The sequence below is a fragment of the Bradyrhizobium sp. SEMIA genome (assembly GCF_014844175.1).
Lineage (GTDB): Bacteria > Pseudomonadota > Alphaproteobacteria > Rhizobiales > Xanthobacteraceae > Bradyrhizobium > Bradyrhizobium arachidis.
In genome coordinates, this window is the sequence record NZ_CP046601.1 from 3,760,511 (window position 1) to 3,773,356 (window position 12,846).

24 protein-coding genes are annotated in these 12,846 nt (G+C 59.9%); 12 read left to right on the top strand and 12 right to left on the bottom strand.

What is annotated here, in order from left to right; all coding sequences use genetic code 11:
• Positions 1 to 21: 21 nt before the first annotated feature.
• From FOM02_RS18405 to FOM02_RS18435, 7 genes are all read right to left on the bottom strand, one after another.
• On the bottom strand, positions 22 to 660 hold the full coding sequence (locus tag FOM02_RS18405) for a glutathione S-transferase family protein (protein ID WP_027557940.1): 639 nt from the start codon (positions 658 to 660) through the stop codon (positions 22 to 24).
• 292 nt (positions 661 to 952) lie between these two features.
• Complete coding sequence (locus FOM02_RS18410; RefSeq protein ID WP_027557941.1) at positions 953 to 1,405, bottom strand: VOC family protein; 453 nt, start codon at positions 1,403 to 1,405, stop codon at positions 953 to 955.
• A 96-nt stretch (positions 1,406 to 1,501) separates the two neighbouring features.
• Entirely contained in the window at positions 1,502 to 1,732 is a 231-nt protein-coding gene (locus FOM02_RS18415; protein WP_036055544.1) for a hypothetical protein, read from the bottom strand.
• Between the two features lie 180 nt (positions 1,733 to 1,912).
• Entirely contained in the window at positions 1,913 to 2,152 is a 240-nt protein-coding gene (locus tag FOM02_RS18420; RefSeq protein WP_027561322.1) for a hypothetical protein, read from the bottom strand.
• Positions 2,149 to 2,364 carry a hypothetical protein gene (locus FOM02_RS18425; RefSeq protein WP_084334564.1) on the bottom strand — a complete coding sequence of 72 codons (216 nt, stop codon included), beginning with the start codon at positions 2,362 to 2,364 and terminating at the stop codon, positions 2,149 to 2,151. The genes FOM02_RS18420 and FOM02_RS18425 overlap by 4 nt, the downstream gene beginning before the upstream one ends.
• Before the next feature lie 448 nt (positions 2,365 to 2,812).
• Positions 2,813 to 3,115 carry a ribbon-helix-helix domain-containing protein gene (locus tag FOM02_RS18430; RefSeq protein WP_027565104.1) on the bottom strand — a complete coding sequence of 101 codons (303 nt, stop codon included), beginning with the start codon at positions 3,113 to 3,115 and terminating at the stop codon, positions 2,813 to 2,815.
• Between the two features lie 802 nt (positions 3,116 to 3,917).
• A complete protein-coding gene (locus FOM02_RS18435; RefSeq protein WP_027557943.1) occupies positions 3,918 to 4,136 on the bottom strand; it encodes a hypothetical protein in 219 nt (72 codons plus the stop codon).
• Positions 4,137 to 4,682: 546 nt separating this feature from the next.
• On the opposite strand from FOM02_RS18435, the gene FOM02_RS18440 reads away from it, so the two are divergent.
• Positions 4,683 to 4,823, top strand: coding sequence for a hypothetical protein (locus FOM02_RS18440; protein WP_156950864.1), 141 nt, complete (start codon positions 4,683 to 4,685; stop codon positions 4,821 to 4,823).
• Between the two features lie 216 nt (positions 4,824 to 5,039).
• On the opposite strand, the gene pyrF is transcribed toward FOM02_RS18440, so the two are convergent.
• Complete coding sequence (gene pyrF, locus FOM02_RS18445) at positions 5,040 to 5,945, bottom strand: orotidine-5'-phosphate decarboxylase (RefSeq protein WP_027557944.1); 906 nt, start codon at positions 5,943 to 5,945, stop codon at positions 5,040 to 5,042.
• A gap of 259 nt (positions 5,946 to 6,204) precedes the next feature.
• Here pyrF and FOM02_RS18450 point away from each other — a divergent pair, with 259 nt between their 5' ends.
• Positions 6,205 to 6,702, top strand: coding sequence for a hypothetical protein (locus FOM02_RS18450; protein ID WP_265441950.1), 498 nt, complete (start codon positions 6,205 to 6,207; stop codon positions 6,700 to 6,702).
• Positions 6,703 to 6,789: 87 nt separating this feature from the next.
• Here the strand turns inward: FOM02_RS18450 and FOM02_RS18455 are convergent, their stop codons facing one another.
• On the bottom strand, positions 6,790 to 7,257 hold the full coding sequence (locus tag FOM02_RS18455; protein ID WP_028146298.1) for a cupin domain-containing protein: 468 nt from the start codon (positions 7,255 to 7,257) through the stop codon (positions 6,790 to 6,792).
• A gap of 193 nt (positions 7,258 to 7,450) precedes the next feature.
• Between FOM02_RS18455 and FOM02_RS18460 the strand changes: the two genes are divergently transcribed.
• From FOM02_RS18460 to FOM02_RS18480, 5 genes are read left to right on the top strand one after another with little or no spacing between them, the layout of a single operon-like run.
• Entirely contained in the window at positions 7,451 to 7,651 is a 201-nt protein-coding gene (locus FOM02_RS18460) for a hypothetical protein (protein WP_027557947.1), read from the top strand.
• A complete protein-coding gene (locus FOM02_RS18465; RefSeq protein ID WP_027557948.1) occupies positions 7,651 to 7,920 on the top strand; it encodes a hypothetical protein in 270 nt (89 codons plus the stop codon). The genes FOM02_RS18460 and FOM02_RS18465 overlap by 1 nt, the downstream gene beginning before the upstream one ends.
• Before the next feature lie 28 nt (positions 7,921 to 7,948).
• Positions 7,949 to 8,212 carry a hypothetical protein gene (locus FOM02_RS18470; protein ID WP_027557949.1) on the top strand — a complete coding sequence of 88 codons (264 nt, stop codon included), beginning with the start codon at positions 7,949 to 7,951 and terminating at the stop codon, positions 8,210 to 8,212.
• Between the two features lie 11 nt (positions 8,213 to 8,223).
• Positions 8,224 to 8,388: a hypothetical protein gene (locus tag FOM02_RS18475; RefSeq protein ID WP_156950863.1), complete on the top strand. Its 165-nt coding sequence runs from the start codon at positions 8,224 to 8,226 to the stop codon at positions 8,386 to 8,388.
• Between the two features lie 45 nt (positions 8,389 to 8,433).
• Positions 8,434 to 8,838 (top strand): hypothetical protein, encoded by a 405-nt coding sequence (locus FOM02_RS18480; RefSeq protein WP_265441951.1) that lies wholly within the window; start codon positions 8,434 to 8,436, stop codon positions 8,836 to 8,838.
• Positions 8,839 to 8,971: 133 nt separating this feature from the next.
• Here the strand turns inward: FOM02_RS18480 and FOM02_RS18485 are convergent, their stop codons facing one another.
• Both FOM02_RS18485 and FOM02_RS18490 read right to left on the bottom strand, forming a co-directional pair.
• A complete protein-coding gene (locus tag FOM02_RS18485) occupies positions 8,972 to 9,148 on the bottom strand; it encodes a hypothetical protein (RefSeq protein ID WP_167336509.1) in 177 nt (58 codons plus the stop codon).
• Between the two features lie 174 nt (positions 9,149 to 9,322).
• Positions 9,323 to 9,595: a hypothetical protein gene (locus FOM02_RS18490; RefSeq protein WP_027557951.1), complete on the bottom strand. Its 273-nt coding sequence runs from the start codon at positions 9,593 to 9,595 to the stop codon at positions 9,323 to 9,325.
• A 392-nt stretch (positions 9,596 to 9,987) separates the two neighbouring features.
• Here FOM02_RS18490 and FOM02_RS18495 point away from each other — a divergent pair, with 392 nt between their 5' ends.
• The gene (locus FOM02_RS18495) at positions 9,988 to 10,323 is read left to right on the top strand and encodes a GYD domain-containing protein (RefSeq protein ID WP_027557952.1); all 336 of its coding nucleotides are present in this window, start codon (positions 9,988 to 9,990) and stop codon (positions 10,321 to 10,323) included.
• Positions 10,324 to 10,391: 68 nt separating this feature from the next.
• Here the strand turns inward: FOM02_RS18495 and FOM02_RS18500 are convergent, their stop codons facing one another.
• Positions 10,392 to 10,694, bottom strand: a complete 303-nt coding sequence (locus tag FOM02_RS18500; RefSeq protein WP_027557953.1) for a hypothetical protein — start codon at positions 10,692 to 10,694, stop codon at positions 10,392 to 10,394.
• A gap of 190 nt (positions 10,695 to 10,884) precedes the next feature.
• Here FOM02_RS18500 and FOM02_RS18505 point away from each other — a divergent pair, with 190 nt between their 5' ends.
• The 4 genes from FOM02_RS18505 (at position 10,885) to FOM02_RS18520 (ending at position 12,719) form a co-directional block, all read left to right on the top strand.
• Positions 10,885 to 11,178 (top strand): hypothetical protein, encoded by a 294-nt coding sequence (locus tag FOM02_RS18505; protein WP_027557954.1) that lies wholly within the window; start codon positions 10,885 to 10,887, stop codon positions 11,176 to 11,178.
• 292 nt (positions 11,179 to 11,470) lie between these two features.
• Positions 11,471 to 11,767 carry an HU family DNA-binding protein gene (locus FOM02_RS18510; protein WP_027557955.1) on the top strand — a complete coding sequence of 99 codons (297 nt, stop codon included), beginning with the start codon at positions 11,471 to 11,473 and terminating at the stop codon, positions 11,765 to 11,767.
• A 329-nt stretch (positions 11,768 to 12,096) separates the two neighbouring features.
• Positions 12,097 to 12,234: a hypothetical protein gene (locus FOM02_RS18515; RefSeq protein WP_167336508.1), complete on the top strand. Its 138-nt coding sequence runs from the start codon at positions 12,097 to 12,099 to the stop codon at positions 12,232 to 12,234.
• Positions 12,235 to 12,581: 347 nt separating this feature from the next.
• Complete coding sequence (locus tag FOM02_RS18520) at positions 12,582 to 12,719, top strand: hypothetical protein (RefSeq protein ID WP_167336507.1); 138 nt, start codon at positions 12,582 to 12,584, stop codon at positions 12,717 to 12,719.
• The last annotated feature ends 127 nt before the right edge of the window (positions 12,720 to 12,846 follow it).

A 12,846-nucleotide genomic window follows, 5' to 3' on the forward strand; every position in this document is an offset into this window, starting at 1 on the left:
GCTTTAAGCCGCGCCGCCGGGTCACGACATTGGCGGTGCGACGAATTGCGCAAATCCGCTGCGCTTGCCGAGCTCGGCGAGCCAGCGCGTCAGGTGCGGCTGGGCCGGGCGGGTGATGCCCTCGACGCCGAGCCAGCGCCGCGCATAGCAGCCGATCGCGATATCGGCGATGGTGAACTGGTCGCCCTCCATGAAGCGGCGCGTGGCGAGGTGGCGGTCGGCGATCACCCAGACCTCGGCGGCGGCATCGGCATCCCGCTGCACCTGGATCATGTCGCGCTCGGCGGGCGGCGTGCGCACGATACCCCAGAACACCGGGCGATCGACCGGCTGCACGGTCGACAGCGTCCAGTCGAGCCAGCGGTCGACGCTGGCGCGGCTCTTCGGTGCCTCGGGGTAGAGCGGCGTGCCGCGCCCATGCGCGAGACAGAGATAGCGCAGGATGGAGTTGGACTCCCACAGCACGAAGTCACCCTCGACCAGCGTCGGGATCCGCGCATTGGGATTCATCGCGAGATAGTCGGCCTCGCGGGTCTTGCCGAACGCCATGCCGGCGTCGATGCGCTCGAAGGGCAGGCCGAGCTCGGCGAGGCCCCACAGCACCTTCTGCACGTTGACCGAATTGGCGCGGCCCCAGATCGTCAATTGTTGGTCGGGCATCAGGCTTCCTCTCGCGGCGTGGTCGATTTGTGCGGGTGATAGCGGAATTTCGGATGGCGGAGGACGGCGATTGCGGCGCGCCCCTCATGCAAAAAGCTCCGCCATGGGCGGAGCTTTCGTCGGCAAATTCGCATCGCGCTCTAATGGCCGAAGAACAGCCACAACAGAATGATCACCGGGATCGGCACGCCCAGCAGCCACAGCAGGATTCCTCGTCCCATCGCGTTCTCCTCCGATTGCTTTGTCGGAGGGACAATCCCGGGGGCGAGGGCTTGTTCCTGGGCGAGGTGCGTTACCAATGGCCGGTGTTGGGCATCGAGGCCCAGGGTTCCTGCGGCGGCTTCGGCTCGCCCTTCTGCAAGAGCTCGATCGAGTGCAGGTCGGGCGAGCGGACGAAGGCCATGTTGCCGTCGCGCGGCGGACGGTTGATGGTGACGCCGGCCTTCTGCAGCTTCTCGCAGGTCGCGTAGATATCATCGACCTCATAGGCGAGATGGCCGAAGAAGCGGTCCTCGCCGTAAGTCTCCTCGTCCCAATTGTAGGTGAGCTCGACCAGCGGCGCGCCGCGCGTCTTGGGCTGGTTGTTCAGCGCGTCGAGATCGTCTGCCGAGCACAGGAACACCAGCGTGAAGCGGCCCTTGTCGTTCTCGATCCGCCGCACCTCCTTCAGCCCCAGCGCATCCTGGTAGAACTTCAGCGCGACATCGAGATTGCGCACGCGCAGCATGGTGTGGAGGTATCGCATGGTTGTTGCTCCCTGACGTTGGAGGGTTTTGCTTTGGGCCGGACCGGCGGGAGCATCAATTAGCAGCAAAATGCGACAAAGGGCAGGGGGCCGCTCTCAGGGCTTCGGCTTCCGCTCGGGCGCAACCGACGTCTCCCACGGCCGCCGCCCATCGCCGTTGCGGTCCCAGGCGCGTTTGGTCTGGTCGGCTTCCTCGTCGGCCTTGTCCTTTGCGCGCGCGGCCTTGATCTGGTCGCGAACGGACAGGTCGCTTTGCGGAGGAGCCGCGGTCTGCGCCGTGACGGCCGCCGACCAGACGACGAGTAGCATCGTGAGGGATATTTTCATCCCTGCCGTTAACACGTTCAGCCCACGCTGTCCGATTTAGTTTGGTGCGTTTGGTCGAGGCGCTAAAGCGCGATGAGATCAGGATGAATCGTCATCGCGCTTTAGCTTGTTGTTTGCGCATGATCTTTTCGGAAAACCGCTACGCACTTCCATTGCTTTGGACATACGAGCACACGCTTGCTAATTCAGCATTCCCTGTCGAAGATCATTCAGGAGCGCCAATGTGATCGCGCAATTAGGCTTGTGCTTGAAGACTTCCATGTAGACGCGCAGCGCTTCCTGATATTCGCCCTGCTTGAGAGAACCATTTGACTGCAGAGTCAGAACGAGAACCTGAAAAGCGGCCGTCATTGCCTCGAAATAGGCCTTTATGACTTCAGCCGGCGGCGCATCACTTGACGGTGCGGTGGGAGAGGTCATGCTCGGACCTCCGTATCACTCGGCGAGCTCTTTGGTGGGACGTTGATCGGGAAGCCCGAGGCGACAAGCTCATCCATTTTCGAGAGCTCTTCTGCGAGCCGCCGCTCAATAAATTGACACTCCAGATCCGACAGGTTCGTCTTGAGCAGTCGACGGTAGCGATAAACGGTGTTTCTATATGCGCGCATGCGGGCCGATTGTACGTCGAGCATCGTCGTCTCTCCAGACGGTCGCGTGTGGTCCTTGATTTTCTAAAATCGGGATTGGTGTTCCCGGTGCGAAAATAGGCAGCCGGAAATTGATGTCAAGAACGATGAACCGGATCAAGTTCGAGGGTCGCCGCGAACCCGACCGAAGCCGTCAATGCACGATCCAATAGACCCAGGCGGCCCCAACCAGCACCATCAGGACCCATGATATCGCCACCAACGTCCAATCTCGTTTGCTAAGTCAGCCTGAAGCATCTGTTCCCCCAAAGGCCGCCTCTGTTGGCGGCCTCTGCCTTTTCAACCTGGTCTAATGCGAGCTGTCGCCATCGATGCAAGATTGGACTTCCTGCCGGTGATAATGGACGATCGGCCCCAGCCCCTGTGACCCCCGGGTCGAAGCCTCCAGACCGGGGCCGATCTGCTGCCCGACTTCGGCGGGCGCTCCGCGACCTCACGTTTCCTTGGTAGTTGGGCCACAGCCCGAGGCCGACTTTGCGGCTGTCGGTATCCCATGGTCCTTCTGGGTGATCGCGTCAGCCGCGCGGTTCTTGAAGTAGCCAAGGACGTAGACGCGTATGGCAGACGACAGATTGCCATGCTGCAGGTTGCGCTCGATCTCGCTGGCTAGATCCGACAGCGACATGTCGCGCTGGTGGGAAATCTCTTTCACAGCCGTCCAGAATGCCTCTTCCAGGCTGATGCTGGTCTTATGGCCGCCGACGATGATGGATCGTTTCGCGACGTGCGATTTCATGGCTGTTCCTGGCGCTCGATGGCTTTGCGCTCGCTGCCCTTGTGACGATCATCATTTTGCGTGGAGCCTGCGCGCTAGCGGGCGACGAGCCAAGGTCCTTTCCGCCGCAGGCCGGGAGCCTTATGTCAGGCACGCGACCACGGCCAGAACGAGATCTGCGCCGAACTCTCCCGAAAAGATCGAAAACAGAATTCCGGCACTAATCGCGGATGCAATCACTTTGGGAGTAATCATTTTGGACTCCCCTCTTAATTCCAAACTTCAGAGTGAGCGCGGTTTGTTTCCGGAGCGTTTCGAGACCCCGTCAAAACGGCTTCGTTCACCAAGGCGTTACATATCGGGAAAATATGGCAATCTGAGTGTCCTGATTTTCAGGCGATCATGTCACATCGTCTTGCGAAAAGAACGCCATCCAGGCATTGCCTTCGACTGATGCGGCAAAGAGACTTCAACCAACGTTTGTTAGTGTCCCGGCCGCTTTAGTTTGGGAGAATCTGGCAGTGCGCGCGTTCTGATTCGCACGCGCCGGCCTCAGCATTAGGTGCCAGCCAGGGGATGCGCGAGGCCGTTTTCGATTACATCTGATCAGCTGTCTTGTTTAGCGGCACGTAAGTTCCCGCTCTCGTGCAGTTCGAGCCAGCCGCGTTCAACCGCATACCATGCCGGCGCAAAATTCGGCGCCGGTGGCCTTCATGGTGAAGAGAATTGAGCGCGTTGATCTTCTCGATATGCATCGCGCTTTAGCTTGTTGTTTGCGCATGATCTTTTCGGAAAACCGCTACGCACTTTTCCGGATCATGCTTTAGCGCCGTCGCTGCGGCTGCCCGTTCCAATAGGGTTGAGCCGAGGCAGCCGGCGGCACGCCTTGCCCGATCGGATTGCTGAACGGATTGTTGCTGGGCTGCGTCGCCACGGCGCAGCAGTGCCCGCCCTGCGCAGGGCGGGGGCGTCGTTGCTGCTGCTGGGCGAAGGCGGAGGTCGCGTACAGCAGGAGAGAGATCGCGAGGATTGATCGAAGCATGGGAGTGCCTTTCCGATCAGGGGAAACGCCCGCACGGGCGTGGGTGTTCCCGAGCGGGTGGTCAATATGGGGTTGCTTCTGTTTGCGATCGCGGGTGCACCCAATTGGCCTTGCGAGAAGCCCAGATTGTTGGCGAGCCGGTTCAGTGCACTGTCACCGTAATTCGAAAAATAAAAAGGCGCCGCACAAATCTTGTTCAAGGAAAGTGTGCAAGCGCCCCGGGCGGGGAGTCTCATATCATCAGCCTCCTTGGCAACCGTACATCATATGCATTCAGATTGCGGTTTGGGGCCTACCGGCCAAGGAAGCTCGTCGCCTCGAAACTGGAGGCCGTGATAAAAGCGCTGGGGTTTAAGCCGGGCGAAGCCAAGCGCAAGCCGGATCGAGCCTTGAAGTATCGCGCCCCGAATGGCGAGACCTGTAATTACGATGACAGTGCACTTAATTGATGCGGTGCACCTTGTTCGGAGCGAAACCGCGGAGCCTGCTCGGTGGAGATAACGACTAAATTGAGTGCGTTGTCACCGTAATTGCCGGAAGAGACGAATGGACAACTTGATGCAAGTCGCGGCTGCTGGAGCGCTCCTGGCCGTCTACTACATGTACGAATATTGGTACGTGACCTTGTTTGTCTTGGTGTTGGGATTAGGCGGCATGATCGCTAGCTTCGTGACGAGCGATCGATAGTTGAGTAACCCCTGGAATTACGGCGACAGTGCGCTGGATCATCCGTCGCCTGCGGCTTTACAATTCGCCGCGAGCAGATCGCGATAGAGCGCATTAATTCGTGGCCGCGACGACCACGCTGAGCGCGCAGGCGAAGGCGCCTGAATGCAGAACGTCTGAAACGGGTCTTGGCTGTGTGAAAACGCCAGGGCGCTTGACGGCTGGAACGGAAGAAGGTCACGCACTCGTTCGGGCAAGGTCGCTTCGTCGTGTAGATAGGAGCTTGAATGTTGCGGTTCTTTCCAACACGAGATTGCGATACGCGTCTGCATCAAGATCGCGATCTACGACGGCCGAAAGACCACGCGAAACCGGGAGGAGGAGATCGCCATCGAATCGTCCGCGCAAGGCGCCGATCGTGGCGGCATCCGCGCCCTGCGCGCCCAATCCCGGTGCAAGGATGATCGATTGTGGCATGAGCTGCCGCAACCGTTTGCCCTCATGAACAGCCGTCGCACCAATAACCGCGCCAATCGCGCTCAGGCGTTGCGCTCCCTGCTGCGGAGGCTCAATATTGGCAATCAAGTCTGCAACATGCTCGGAGACCAGCCTGTTGCCCGCCACCTTGTCTTGAAGCCAACCAGCGCCCGGATTTGATGTTCTGCAGAGAACAAACAGACCCTTACCGTAGCTCCGCGCGCAATCGACGAAAGGCTCCAGCGTATCCGGGCCCATGAATGGAGCGACGGTCAGGCAATCGACTTCAAAGTCGCCGCTGCCACCGGCTGAGGTCGGAGTAAGATAGGCCCGGGCGTAGGCCGTTGCGGTCGATCCGATGTCACCTCGCTTGGCATCGAGAATGACTGCCATCCCGTTGGCCTTTGCCTGCCCGATGCCGGCCGATAGTGCCGTCAGGCCCCTCAGTCCGCAGGCCTCAAAATATGCGGACTGAAATTTGACAAAGCCGACCTGCCCCTTGAGTAGCTCAAGCATGTATGTGACGTAGTCTCCGATCCACGAGCCGTCTCGCCTATGATCGAAAAAGGCAGGAAGCTCAGGCAGGTGTGGATCGATGCCCGCGACCAGCTCGCCGAACTCGGTGGCATTCTTCTCGACGAGGTCGATCCAAGAGATCGTGGTCATCGCTAGCTCTCCGGGCGTCATCTGTACAAAAAACGCTGCCTCTTCCGCACAGGGGCAATTAGACCGATTCGACGGGAAGTCGGCTGATTGATGTCCGCTTGTGCCCGGAAGCGTGGTACCGCCACGCGGCGCGAGTGTACGGGCGGTTTCTAGCAGGGGCGATCGGCGTGGTTGCCATGGACGAAGCCATTTCGTTGGGTGCGTTGCCTATTGGCCCTTCACTCGCCCTCTGGTAGCATCGTGACTTTTGGGGGGCAATATGGATCCAGAAGTCATAAATGCGGCGGTTAGGGCGTCAAACACGCACGATACCATTGAACAGAACTGCGGCCCCAACAAACTTATGGGCGTTACAATTTGGGAGGTCTGGGTAAGTGACAAGTTCGACCAGATGGCAACAAGGTTCGTAGAGGTGGACGACGCTGGAAACATCACACAAGTGATGCAGGTTTTCGAAAAGCTCGTTGATCGTTTCAATTCAGAGTTCGGGGAAATTCAGTTTCGTCGCGAGGCTGCTAAGAGAGATTACGAGTTGAAGCGAATAACGGTTATCGGCACAATCGCATGTGCGCTGAGCGGCTTTATCGCAACGCTCGGAATGTTTATCTATCTCACCGTTCACGGCGGCGAGAATTCGTTCTGGCCGTCAATAGTTATGGCGGCGAGTGTCCTCGTAACCTGTGGGACTTATTTGTTCGAGAAGTTTGTGATGGTGGATACTTCGGTTTTGGGTGCGTTGCCCGGGGCGAGAAGCTAGGTCAGCTCGCTATTCACGAACTCGATATTCCCGTCATCAACGAATACTTCTTGACGCGGCGTAACGGGCGCTTTGCTCGCCCTCCCTCTACTTCTCCTCCGCCCCAGTCGCGGTCGCCGGGCCTTCGCCCATGATCAGCAGCACGGCGTCCTCGTCCTTGGCGCCGTCCCAATGCACCTGCTTGCCGGTGTGGGTGACGAAGCTGCCTGATGGCATCGGCACGGTGCCGTGGTCGGGGTCGAATTTCGGACCTGAGCCGACCCACCAGGTGCCTTGCAGCACCACGATGTAGCGGTCGTTGGGATGGAAGTGCGGGCGGCTGAAGTGATTGCCCTTGGTCCATTTGTTGTAGACCATGTAGAAGCCCGCCTTGCTGGGGTCGCCGACCACCACCGCCGTCTGCGCGCCGCGGGCGTCGACCGGGCCCCAGGGGATCTTGTCCGGCAGTTTATAGGTGACGGCGGCGGGATTGAGCTCGGCGGCGGAGCCGATGCTCAGCGTGCCGGCGAGGGCGAGCGGCAGCAGCAGAAGGCGCAAGGCGCGGCGTGTCGTCATGGGGTCCCCCTTGATCGGCGTCGGTTGGATTGACGCCTTGTGGTTGCAGGGGATGCTAGCCTGTCCGGCCGTCAAGGCAAGCGCACAGCGCACATGCGTGATCGTCTGCAATCGCGTCCAGAGGTCTTGCTGATGTCTCGCCGACGATGGCGGGCCGGTTGAACCCCGCCGGAGGTGGTGGCGACCAAACGCCATGGCCGCGCTCGTTGCAGAACTCCTGTTTGATCTCGCCAGAAGCCTCATTGGTGACTGGCTGAGACAGGCCGTACTGGCTGTTGGTGCCTGGCTCGAGACGAAAATTCAGGGCCGCACGGCACGCGTCGTCGTGGGAGTCCTTCTCGGGATCGCCGCTTATTTCCTCATTCCTGTTGTCACCGGGCTATTGGGATTGTGATGCCCTCGGCGAAGACGAATCTCATCATCGCATTGGCGGTCGGGGCGCTGATCTCGGCGACGCTCCTTGCTCTCGAGCAGCCCACCGATTACGCGTTGCTGTCGCTGGAGTGGCCCGGCGTCTCCGCAGCCTATTTGTTCTGGGGAGCGGTCGGAGGCTCCGCCTCTGCAGGCATCGCCATTTCCTGGCTCGTGAATGCGCTCTGCTATGGTCTCGGTGCTTTCGCCATTCTGAGTGTTCTCAAGCTGCTGATCCCGGCAAAGGCGTAGCGGAGATTGAGGCCATGACGAGGGCGGCATGAAGCGCTGGCTTGAAAGGCTCGGCAGGATTGCGACGGTCGCGGGGATTTGCGGGACCGTCGCGTGGCTGGTGCTTTTGGCGAGCTCTCCTCAGCAGCCCGATGCCGCCCATCCCGAACGTTACGCGCACCGGCACTCGGTCCGGTATGTGAGCGCGGGGACGGACCTGGCGCTCCAAATCCTGCTCGGCTCGAACTTCATGCTGGCCCTGGTGGCGCTCGGTTGCCACTTGGCGACCAGCGACAGGCGCGGCGGGATGTAGCGGCGCTCAGAATGATCCAAAGCCTGATCAGCGCGATCCTGGAAATGCTCCTGTCTGCTGCAGTGAGCGCCGTCGTCAAATTCTTCGGTCTGGAAAACGCCGTCGAAATCGCAACCGCCATCATCGGCCTCGGCTTCATCGCGATCGGCTTCACCGCCTATTTGCTCGGTCACTGAAGAGGGAGCGCCGTGACGTCGATCATCCTGCACGCGATTGCGGCCATGCTGCTGGCGTGGCGCTTCGGGCCGGCGTCCAGCGTCGGCGCCATGACGACCGTCTTGGCGATCCTGGTCCTGATCGTGTGGGCCGTGGCGGCTCACGAGGCGAGGTCGGGCCCGCGCGGTGTGGTGAACTGGATCGTCAGCATCATCGCCTCGGTCATCGGGGGCCTGGCTGCGCTGATCTTCATCTCGTTTGCCATCGACCCGATGCTTCCCTACCTTCCGATCGAAGGCTCGATCGACTCGTCGGAGCATCCGGTGAAGTATGTCCTGGTCGCAGCCACTGCGATCCTTGTCGTGCTGGGATCATGGATCCCGCTGCGAGCGACGAGAAGGTTTGACAAAGAAAAACCGCCCCCGGGATTGCCATGGGCGGCTTTCGAAAGTCAGTCTAAAGCGCGATGAGATTTGGATGAACGTCATCGCGCTTTGGGTTGTTGTTTACGCATGATCTTTCCGGAAAACCGCTTCGCACTTTTCCGGATCATTTACGCATGATCTTTCCGGAAAACCGCTTCGCACTTTTCCGGATCATGCTTTAGTGACCGGTGCCGGGCTTCGTCGTCTTCGGCGGCTTTCCGTCCTCGACGCGGCCTTCATTCCTGAGGTCACGCCCCTCCTGCGCCTTCTTCTGGCTCTCGGGGGACTTGCCGTGCTCGTGCAGCTCTTCCTTGACGTAACCGGCCGCTTCCTTCGCTTTTCCTTCAACGCTCATCGCGATCTCCTCATCTATGAGGAGTCAATTCGCGCGAGAACTCAGCGTTCCCGCGAACAGTTCATTGCAGCAATGCGCTTGCGAGGAACTCGATCGGCGACAGGCCAATAGAATGGCCGCGCCACCTTGTGGGAAGCGGCGCGGCCGCGAAGCAAGCCGTACAGGGAACCCGGCTTACTTCATGTTGCTGCGAGTCTTCGTGCCGCCCTGATCGCTGCCGGGGCCAGAGCCGCCCTGGCCGGATGCGTCAGGCCGCACCATTCTGCCGCTGCGCATATCGTCGCGGCTCATGCCGGTCGTGCCGGTGCTGGTCGAACCGCGGTCCATCTTGTTCATGCCCGGCTTTTGCATGTTGTCGGATTGCGCAGCGGGGCCGGTCTGGGTCTGGGCAAGTGCGGAGCCGCACATCAGACCGAGCGCAGCAGCGGCGATCATCATCTTCTTCATCTCAAGCTCCTGGTTGGTTTGCATGGGCCAACGGGAGCGGGGAAGCCGCGTTCCTCAACGATACGTTCGACACGAAAGAAAATGCCGGTGAGTTTCTGAAACCATTTGAGTGCGCGTCTGCAGAACCGGCGTCTTGCGAACCTCGTCGTTGACATATGCGAAGGTGCGATGGTGCCGCGTTGCAACCGGCCGATGAGCGAAACCGGCTTTTACACGCCCGCACCCTGATGTAGCTTCCGCGTGAGCCGCCAACGCGGTGTGCCGAAACCGCGTCAGTACCTGACGGCGTTTGTGCCCACGGCGGGCAATGACTTCATCATTTTCAGACCCCACCGTCGTGACGATCAACTCGTCACGATGTGCATTCTCATAATTTCAGAAGGACGACAGCCATGCATTTCTGTCTTACGGGGCAATACACGCAACGCGCTCTCAATGCCATTCTGGAAAACCCGACGACCAATCGTCAGGAGGCGGCAGCCAAGCTGATCGAAGCGGCCGGCGGCAAGCTGGTCTCGATGTACAGCGTCGCCGCCGACGGTCCCGGCGTTCTCGTGATTTTCGATGTGCCTGATCCGAGTGCGGCACCGGCCATCTCCGGCCTGACCGTCACGGCGGGCACGCTGCAGAACGTCAAGCTGATGCGGCTGTTCACACAAGACGAGATCAAGCAGGTGCGGCAGAACGCCGCCAAGCTGCGCTCTTCCTACAAGCCGCCGGGCGGCTGATCTTTCGAGCTTACCGCTAGCAAATGCGAGACCGCCGTTCATTGCATCGAGCGGCGGCCTTGCGAAGGTTAGGCAGCAATCCGCTGCTCGGCGGGAGCGGTCAGCTGCTTCAGCACTTCGGCGTGCTCGAGGTCGGGGACCGCAATGGCCGTGTGGCTGTACATCGCGGTGGTCCGCGATGTCGCGATCCTGTCGAGGATCTCCTTGCCCTTGATGACGTGCAGGCCCATGCCCTCCCGGGTGGGGAAGATCGCCAGCACCACGTCATAGGCGGCGATGACCGCTCTGAGCGCTTCGGCCTTGTCTTCGGCGACGTCGACGAAAATGCGAACGTCAGCCGCGAGTTCACGCAGCTCGTGAAAATCCAGCACTTTGGGGGTACTCCAACGCAACGATACTGACGCGGAGCTTGGAGGCGTTAGGTTACTGAAGTCTGAACAATTTTATTCGAGTCACAGGTTTCACGATGAGGTGACGCGTCGCGGGGGCAGCGTGCGAATTGAATATCTCGCCCATACATCTTGGGCTATGCTTTCGACTGGCAAATAGCGGAGGGCGGCCGTGCGAAAAGTTGTCGTGGTTGCGTTCCTGGCGCTCGGTCTGACGCCGGCATTGGCGCAGGACGCTGCGAAAGCGCCTGATGATAAAAAGCCTGATCCAAAAACGGACAATTGCTTCTACACCGTCGGGACCCAGGCCATCCAGGTCCCGATCGGCGCGAGTGTGTGTCGGCGTCAGCCCGCACCTTACAACGACAAATATTCGCTGCTTCGATGTACCCCGCCGCTCGACGAGCTCGCGAGCGACGTCAAGCGAGGCGATGCACGCTGCGACCGCTACGACGAACGAGAGTAGTGGGCTCTGACGGCGCGATCTTCGCAGATGCGGCCTTTCAGGCAGGATCGTGCGCGGCCGTCATGGCGCGATGCGGCCGCTTTTGACGTGCTCGCGCATTTGACATCCTCCTGAAAGCCTAGATTTTGCCGCAAAGCGAGGCCTCATCCCGGGAGGCCCGGCTTGCGTTTTGGGCCTCGATGGGGTCTAAGCCGCGTCACTTCATGACCAACGGCATGAATCAGAAGCGCGCGCCGCGGGTTCGACCGCGTCCTCAGCAGAGTTGCTCGCGCGCAGATAAAGGAATTCAGACATGGCGAAGATGACGAAGACCCAATTGATTGATGCAATTGCGGAAGGCACGCAGATCTCGAAGAACGACGTGAAGTCGGTGATCGAGTTCATGGCGACGGTCGGCTACAAGGAGCTCAACGAGTCCGGCGAGTTCGTCATTCCCGGCTTCGTCAAGATGTCGGTCGTGAACAAGCCCGCCACCGAAGCGCGGATGGGCATCAATCCCTTCACCAAGGAGCCGATGCAGTTTGCCGCCAAGCCGGCCAGCAAGTCGGTGAAGGCCTCGCCGCTGAAGGTCGCCAAGGACGCGGTCTGATCCAGCCATCCTTCGCCTAACACCGCAGAAGAAAAACCCCGCGCTTTCGCACGGGGCCTTCTCGCCGACGGCGATGGGATTTCAGCGCCTGGCCGTCAGCCGTACCTCTAACTTAAGGTTGAAAACCCAAAGCGCAACAGCGCCGCGGTGACGGAATATCTTCGTCAGGCGGCGCTGCCGTATTTGACTGGGCGCTGAAATCCCCAGCTTTCATGGGTCTGCGTGACCGCCAAAAGGTTCAATGCGCCGTCCCCATAAATCGCGTGTCGGGGACTGGACTTTTTGTTCTCATTTTGTTCTAGATGAGTCATCTTCTTTGGAGGTGACTCATGACCGTGGAAAAACAGCGCGAAGTGATCAGGCTCTGGAACGAGCTGCGGAAGGTCGAGGGCCCCGCGGCAGAAGAGCTCCGCATCCAGATCCTGGAATGCTTTTCCGAGAAGGGCAAAGGCAAGCGGGCCGCGTGATCAGCCTCAGTGTAGATCGACATCCGTCAGGCGCGATCTCGTTTCGGTTACGTGCCTGACGGGCCCGTCGATGAGGCGCGATCGGCGATCGCGATGACGCGGTCGTCTTGTAAGTCCTGTCGAGAGATTGCTGTCGCCGACGACGTGACAGCGCGCGCTTTCACCGATCGTTAGCATTCGCTCCGCGCTGATTTTCTCGACTCCGATTCGTTCTTTGCGAACGAAATGGAGTCGGATGCAGAACATCTCGTGCCTGCCGGCGCGCGTGTCTCAGAACGAAGCAGCGTGATGCTTCGCACGGTCCTGTCCTCATGCCCCGCGTAGAAACATGCGCGAGGGAGAGCGAGATGGATGCGTGCTGGTTTGTCGAGATGTTCGTCGAGATCGCAAAGCTGTTTTGGTACGACCGGCATCCGCGGTTGCGCAAACGCATGCCGTCGGTGCCGCAGGTGCCGCCGCGATCAAGGCTCGAAGAGGCGAGGTGATCGCTCGGGTCGAGATTGTACGCTCGTTTGCCTACAAACGAATTGTTAAGACCTGCTCCGCGCCGATTTCTTCGATTCCGATTCGTTCTTCGAGAACGAAATGTAAGCGAAGCTGGAACAAAACCGG

Coding starts and splice junctions, on each gene's coding strand:
- FOM02_RS18470 (WP_027557949.1), top strand. CDS start 7,949: ATGAAGCGCTGGCTTGAAAGGCTCGGCAGGATTGCGACGGTCGCGGGG.
- FOM02_RS18450 (WP_265441950.1), top strand. CDS start 6,205: ATGGATCCAGAAGTCATAAATGCGGCGGTTAGGGCGTCAAACACGCAC.
- FOM02_RS18475 (WP_156950863.1), top strand. CDS start 8,224: ATGATCCAAAGCCTGATCAGCGCGATCCTGGAAATGCTCCTGTCTGCT.
- FOM02_RS18495 (WP_027557952.1), top strand. CDS start 9,988: ATGCATTTCTGTCTTACGGGGCAATACACGCAACGCGCTCTCAATGCC.
- FOM02_RS18440 (WP_156950864.1), top strand. CDS start 4,683: ATGGACAACTTGATGCAAGTCGCGGCTGCTGGAGCGCTCCTGGCCGTC.
- pyrF (WP_027557944.1), bottom strand. CDS start 5,945: ATGACCACGATCTCTTGGATCGACCTCGTCGAGAAGAATGCCACCGAG.
- FOM02_RS18460 (WP_027557947.1), top strand. CDS start 7,451: ATGGCCGCGCTCGTTGCAGAACTCCTGTTTGATCTCGCCAGAAGCCTC.
- FOM02_RS18510 (WP_027557955.1), top strand. CDS start 11,471: ATGGCGAAGATGACGAAGACCCAATTGATTGATGCAATTGCGGAAGGC.
- FOM02_RS18405 (WP_027557940.1), bottom strand. CDS start 660: ATGCCCGACCAACAATTGACGATCTGGGGCCGCGCCAATTCGGTCAAC.
- FOM02_RS18485 (WP_167336509.1), bottom strand. CDS start 9,148: ATGAGCGTTGAAGGAAAAGCGAAGGAAGCGGCCGGTTACGTCAAGGAA.
- FOM02_RS18455 (WP_028146298.1), bottom strand. CDS start 7,257: ATGACGACACGCCGCGCCTTGCGCCTTCTGCTGCTGCCGCTCGCCCTC.
- FOM02_RS18515 (WP_167336508.1), top strand. CDS start 12,097: ATGACCGTGGAAAAACAGCGCGAAGTGATCAGGCTCTGGAACGAGCTG.
- FOM02_RS18465 (WP_027557948.1), top strand. CDS start 7,651: ATGCCCTCGGCGAAGACGAATCTCATCATCGCATTGGCGGTCGGGGCG.
- FOM02_RS18425 (WP_084334564.1), bottom strand. CDS start 2,364: ATGCTCGACGTACAATCGGCCCGCATGCGCGCATATAGAAACACCGTT.
- FOM02_RS18435 (WP_027557943.1), bottom strand. CDS start 4,136: ATGCTTCGATCAATCCTCGCGATCTCTCTCCTGCTGTACGCGACCTCC.
- FOM02_RS18490 (WP_027557951.1), bottom strand. CDS start 9,595: ATGAAGAAGATGATGATCGCCGCTGCTGCGCTCGGTCTGATGTGCGGC.
- FOM02_RS18420 (WP_027561322.1), bottom strand. CDS start 2,152: ATGACCTCTCCCACCGCACCGTCAAGTGATGCGCCGCCGGCTGAAGTC.
- FOM02_RS18520 (WP_167336507.1), top strand. CDS start 12,582: ATGGATGCGTGCTGGTTTGTCGAGATGTTCGTCGAGATCGCAAAGCTG.
- FOM02_RS18480 (WP_265441951.1), top strand. CDS start 8,434: ATGCTGCTGGCGTGGCGCTTCGGGCCGGCGTCCAGCGTCGGCGCCATG.
- FOM02_RS18415 (WP_036055544.1), bottom strand. CDS start 1,732: ATGAAAATATCCCTCACGATGCTACTCGTCGTCTGGTCGGCGGCCGTC.
- FOM02_RS18410 (WP_027557941.1), bottom strand. CDS start 1,405: ATGCGATACCTCCACACCATGCTGCGCGTGCGCAATCTCGATGTCGCG.
- FOM02_RS18430 (WP_027565104.1), bottom strand. CDS start 3,115: ATGAAATCGCACGTCGCGAAACGATCCATCATCGTCGGCGGCCATAAG.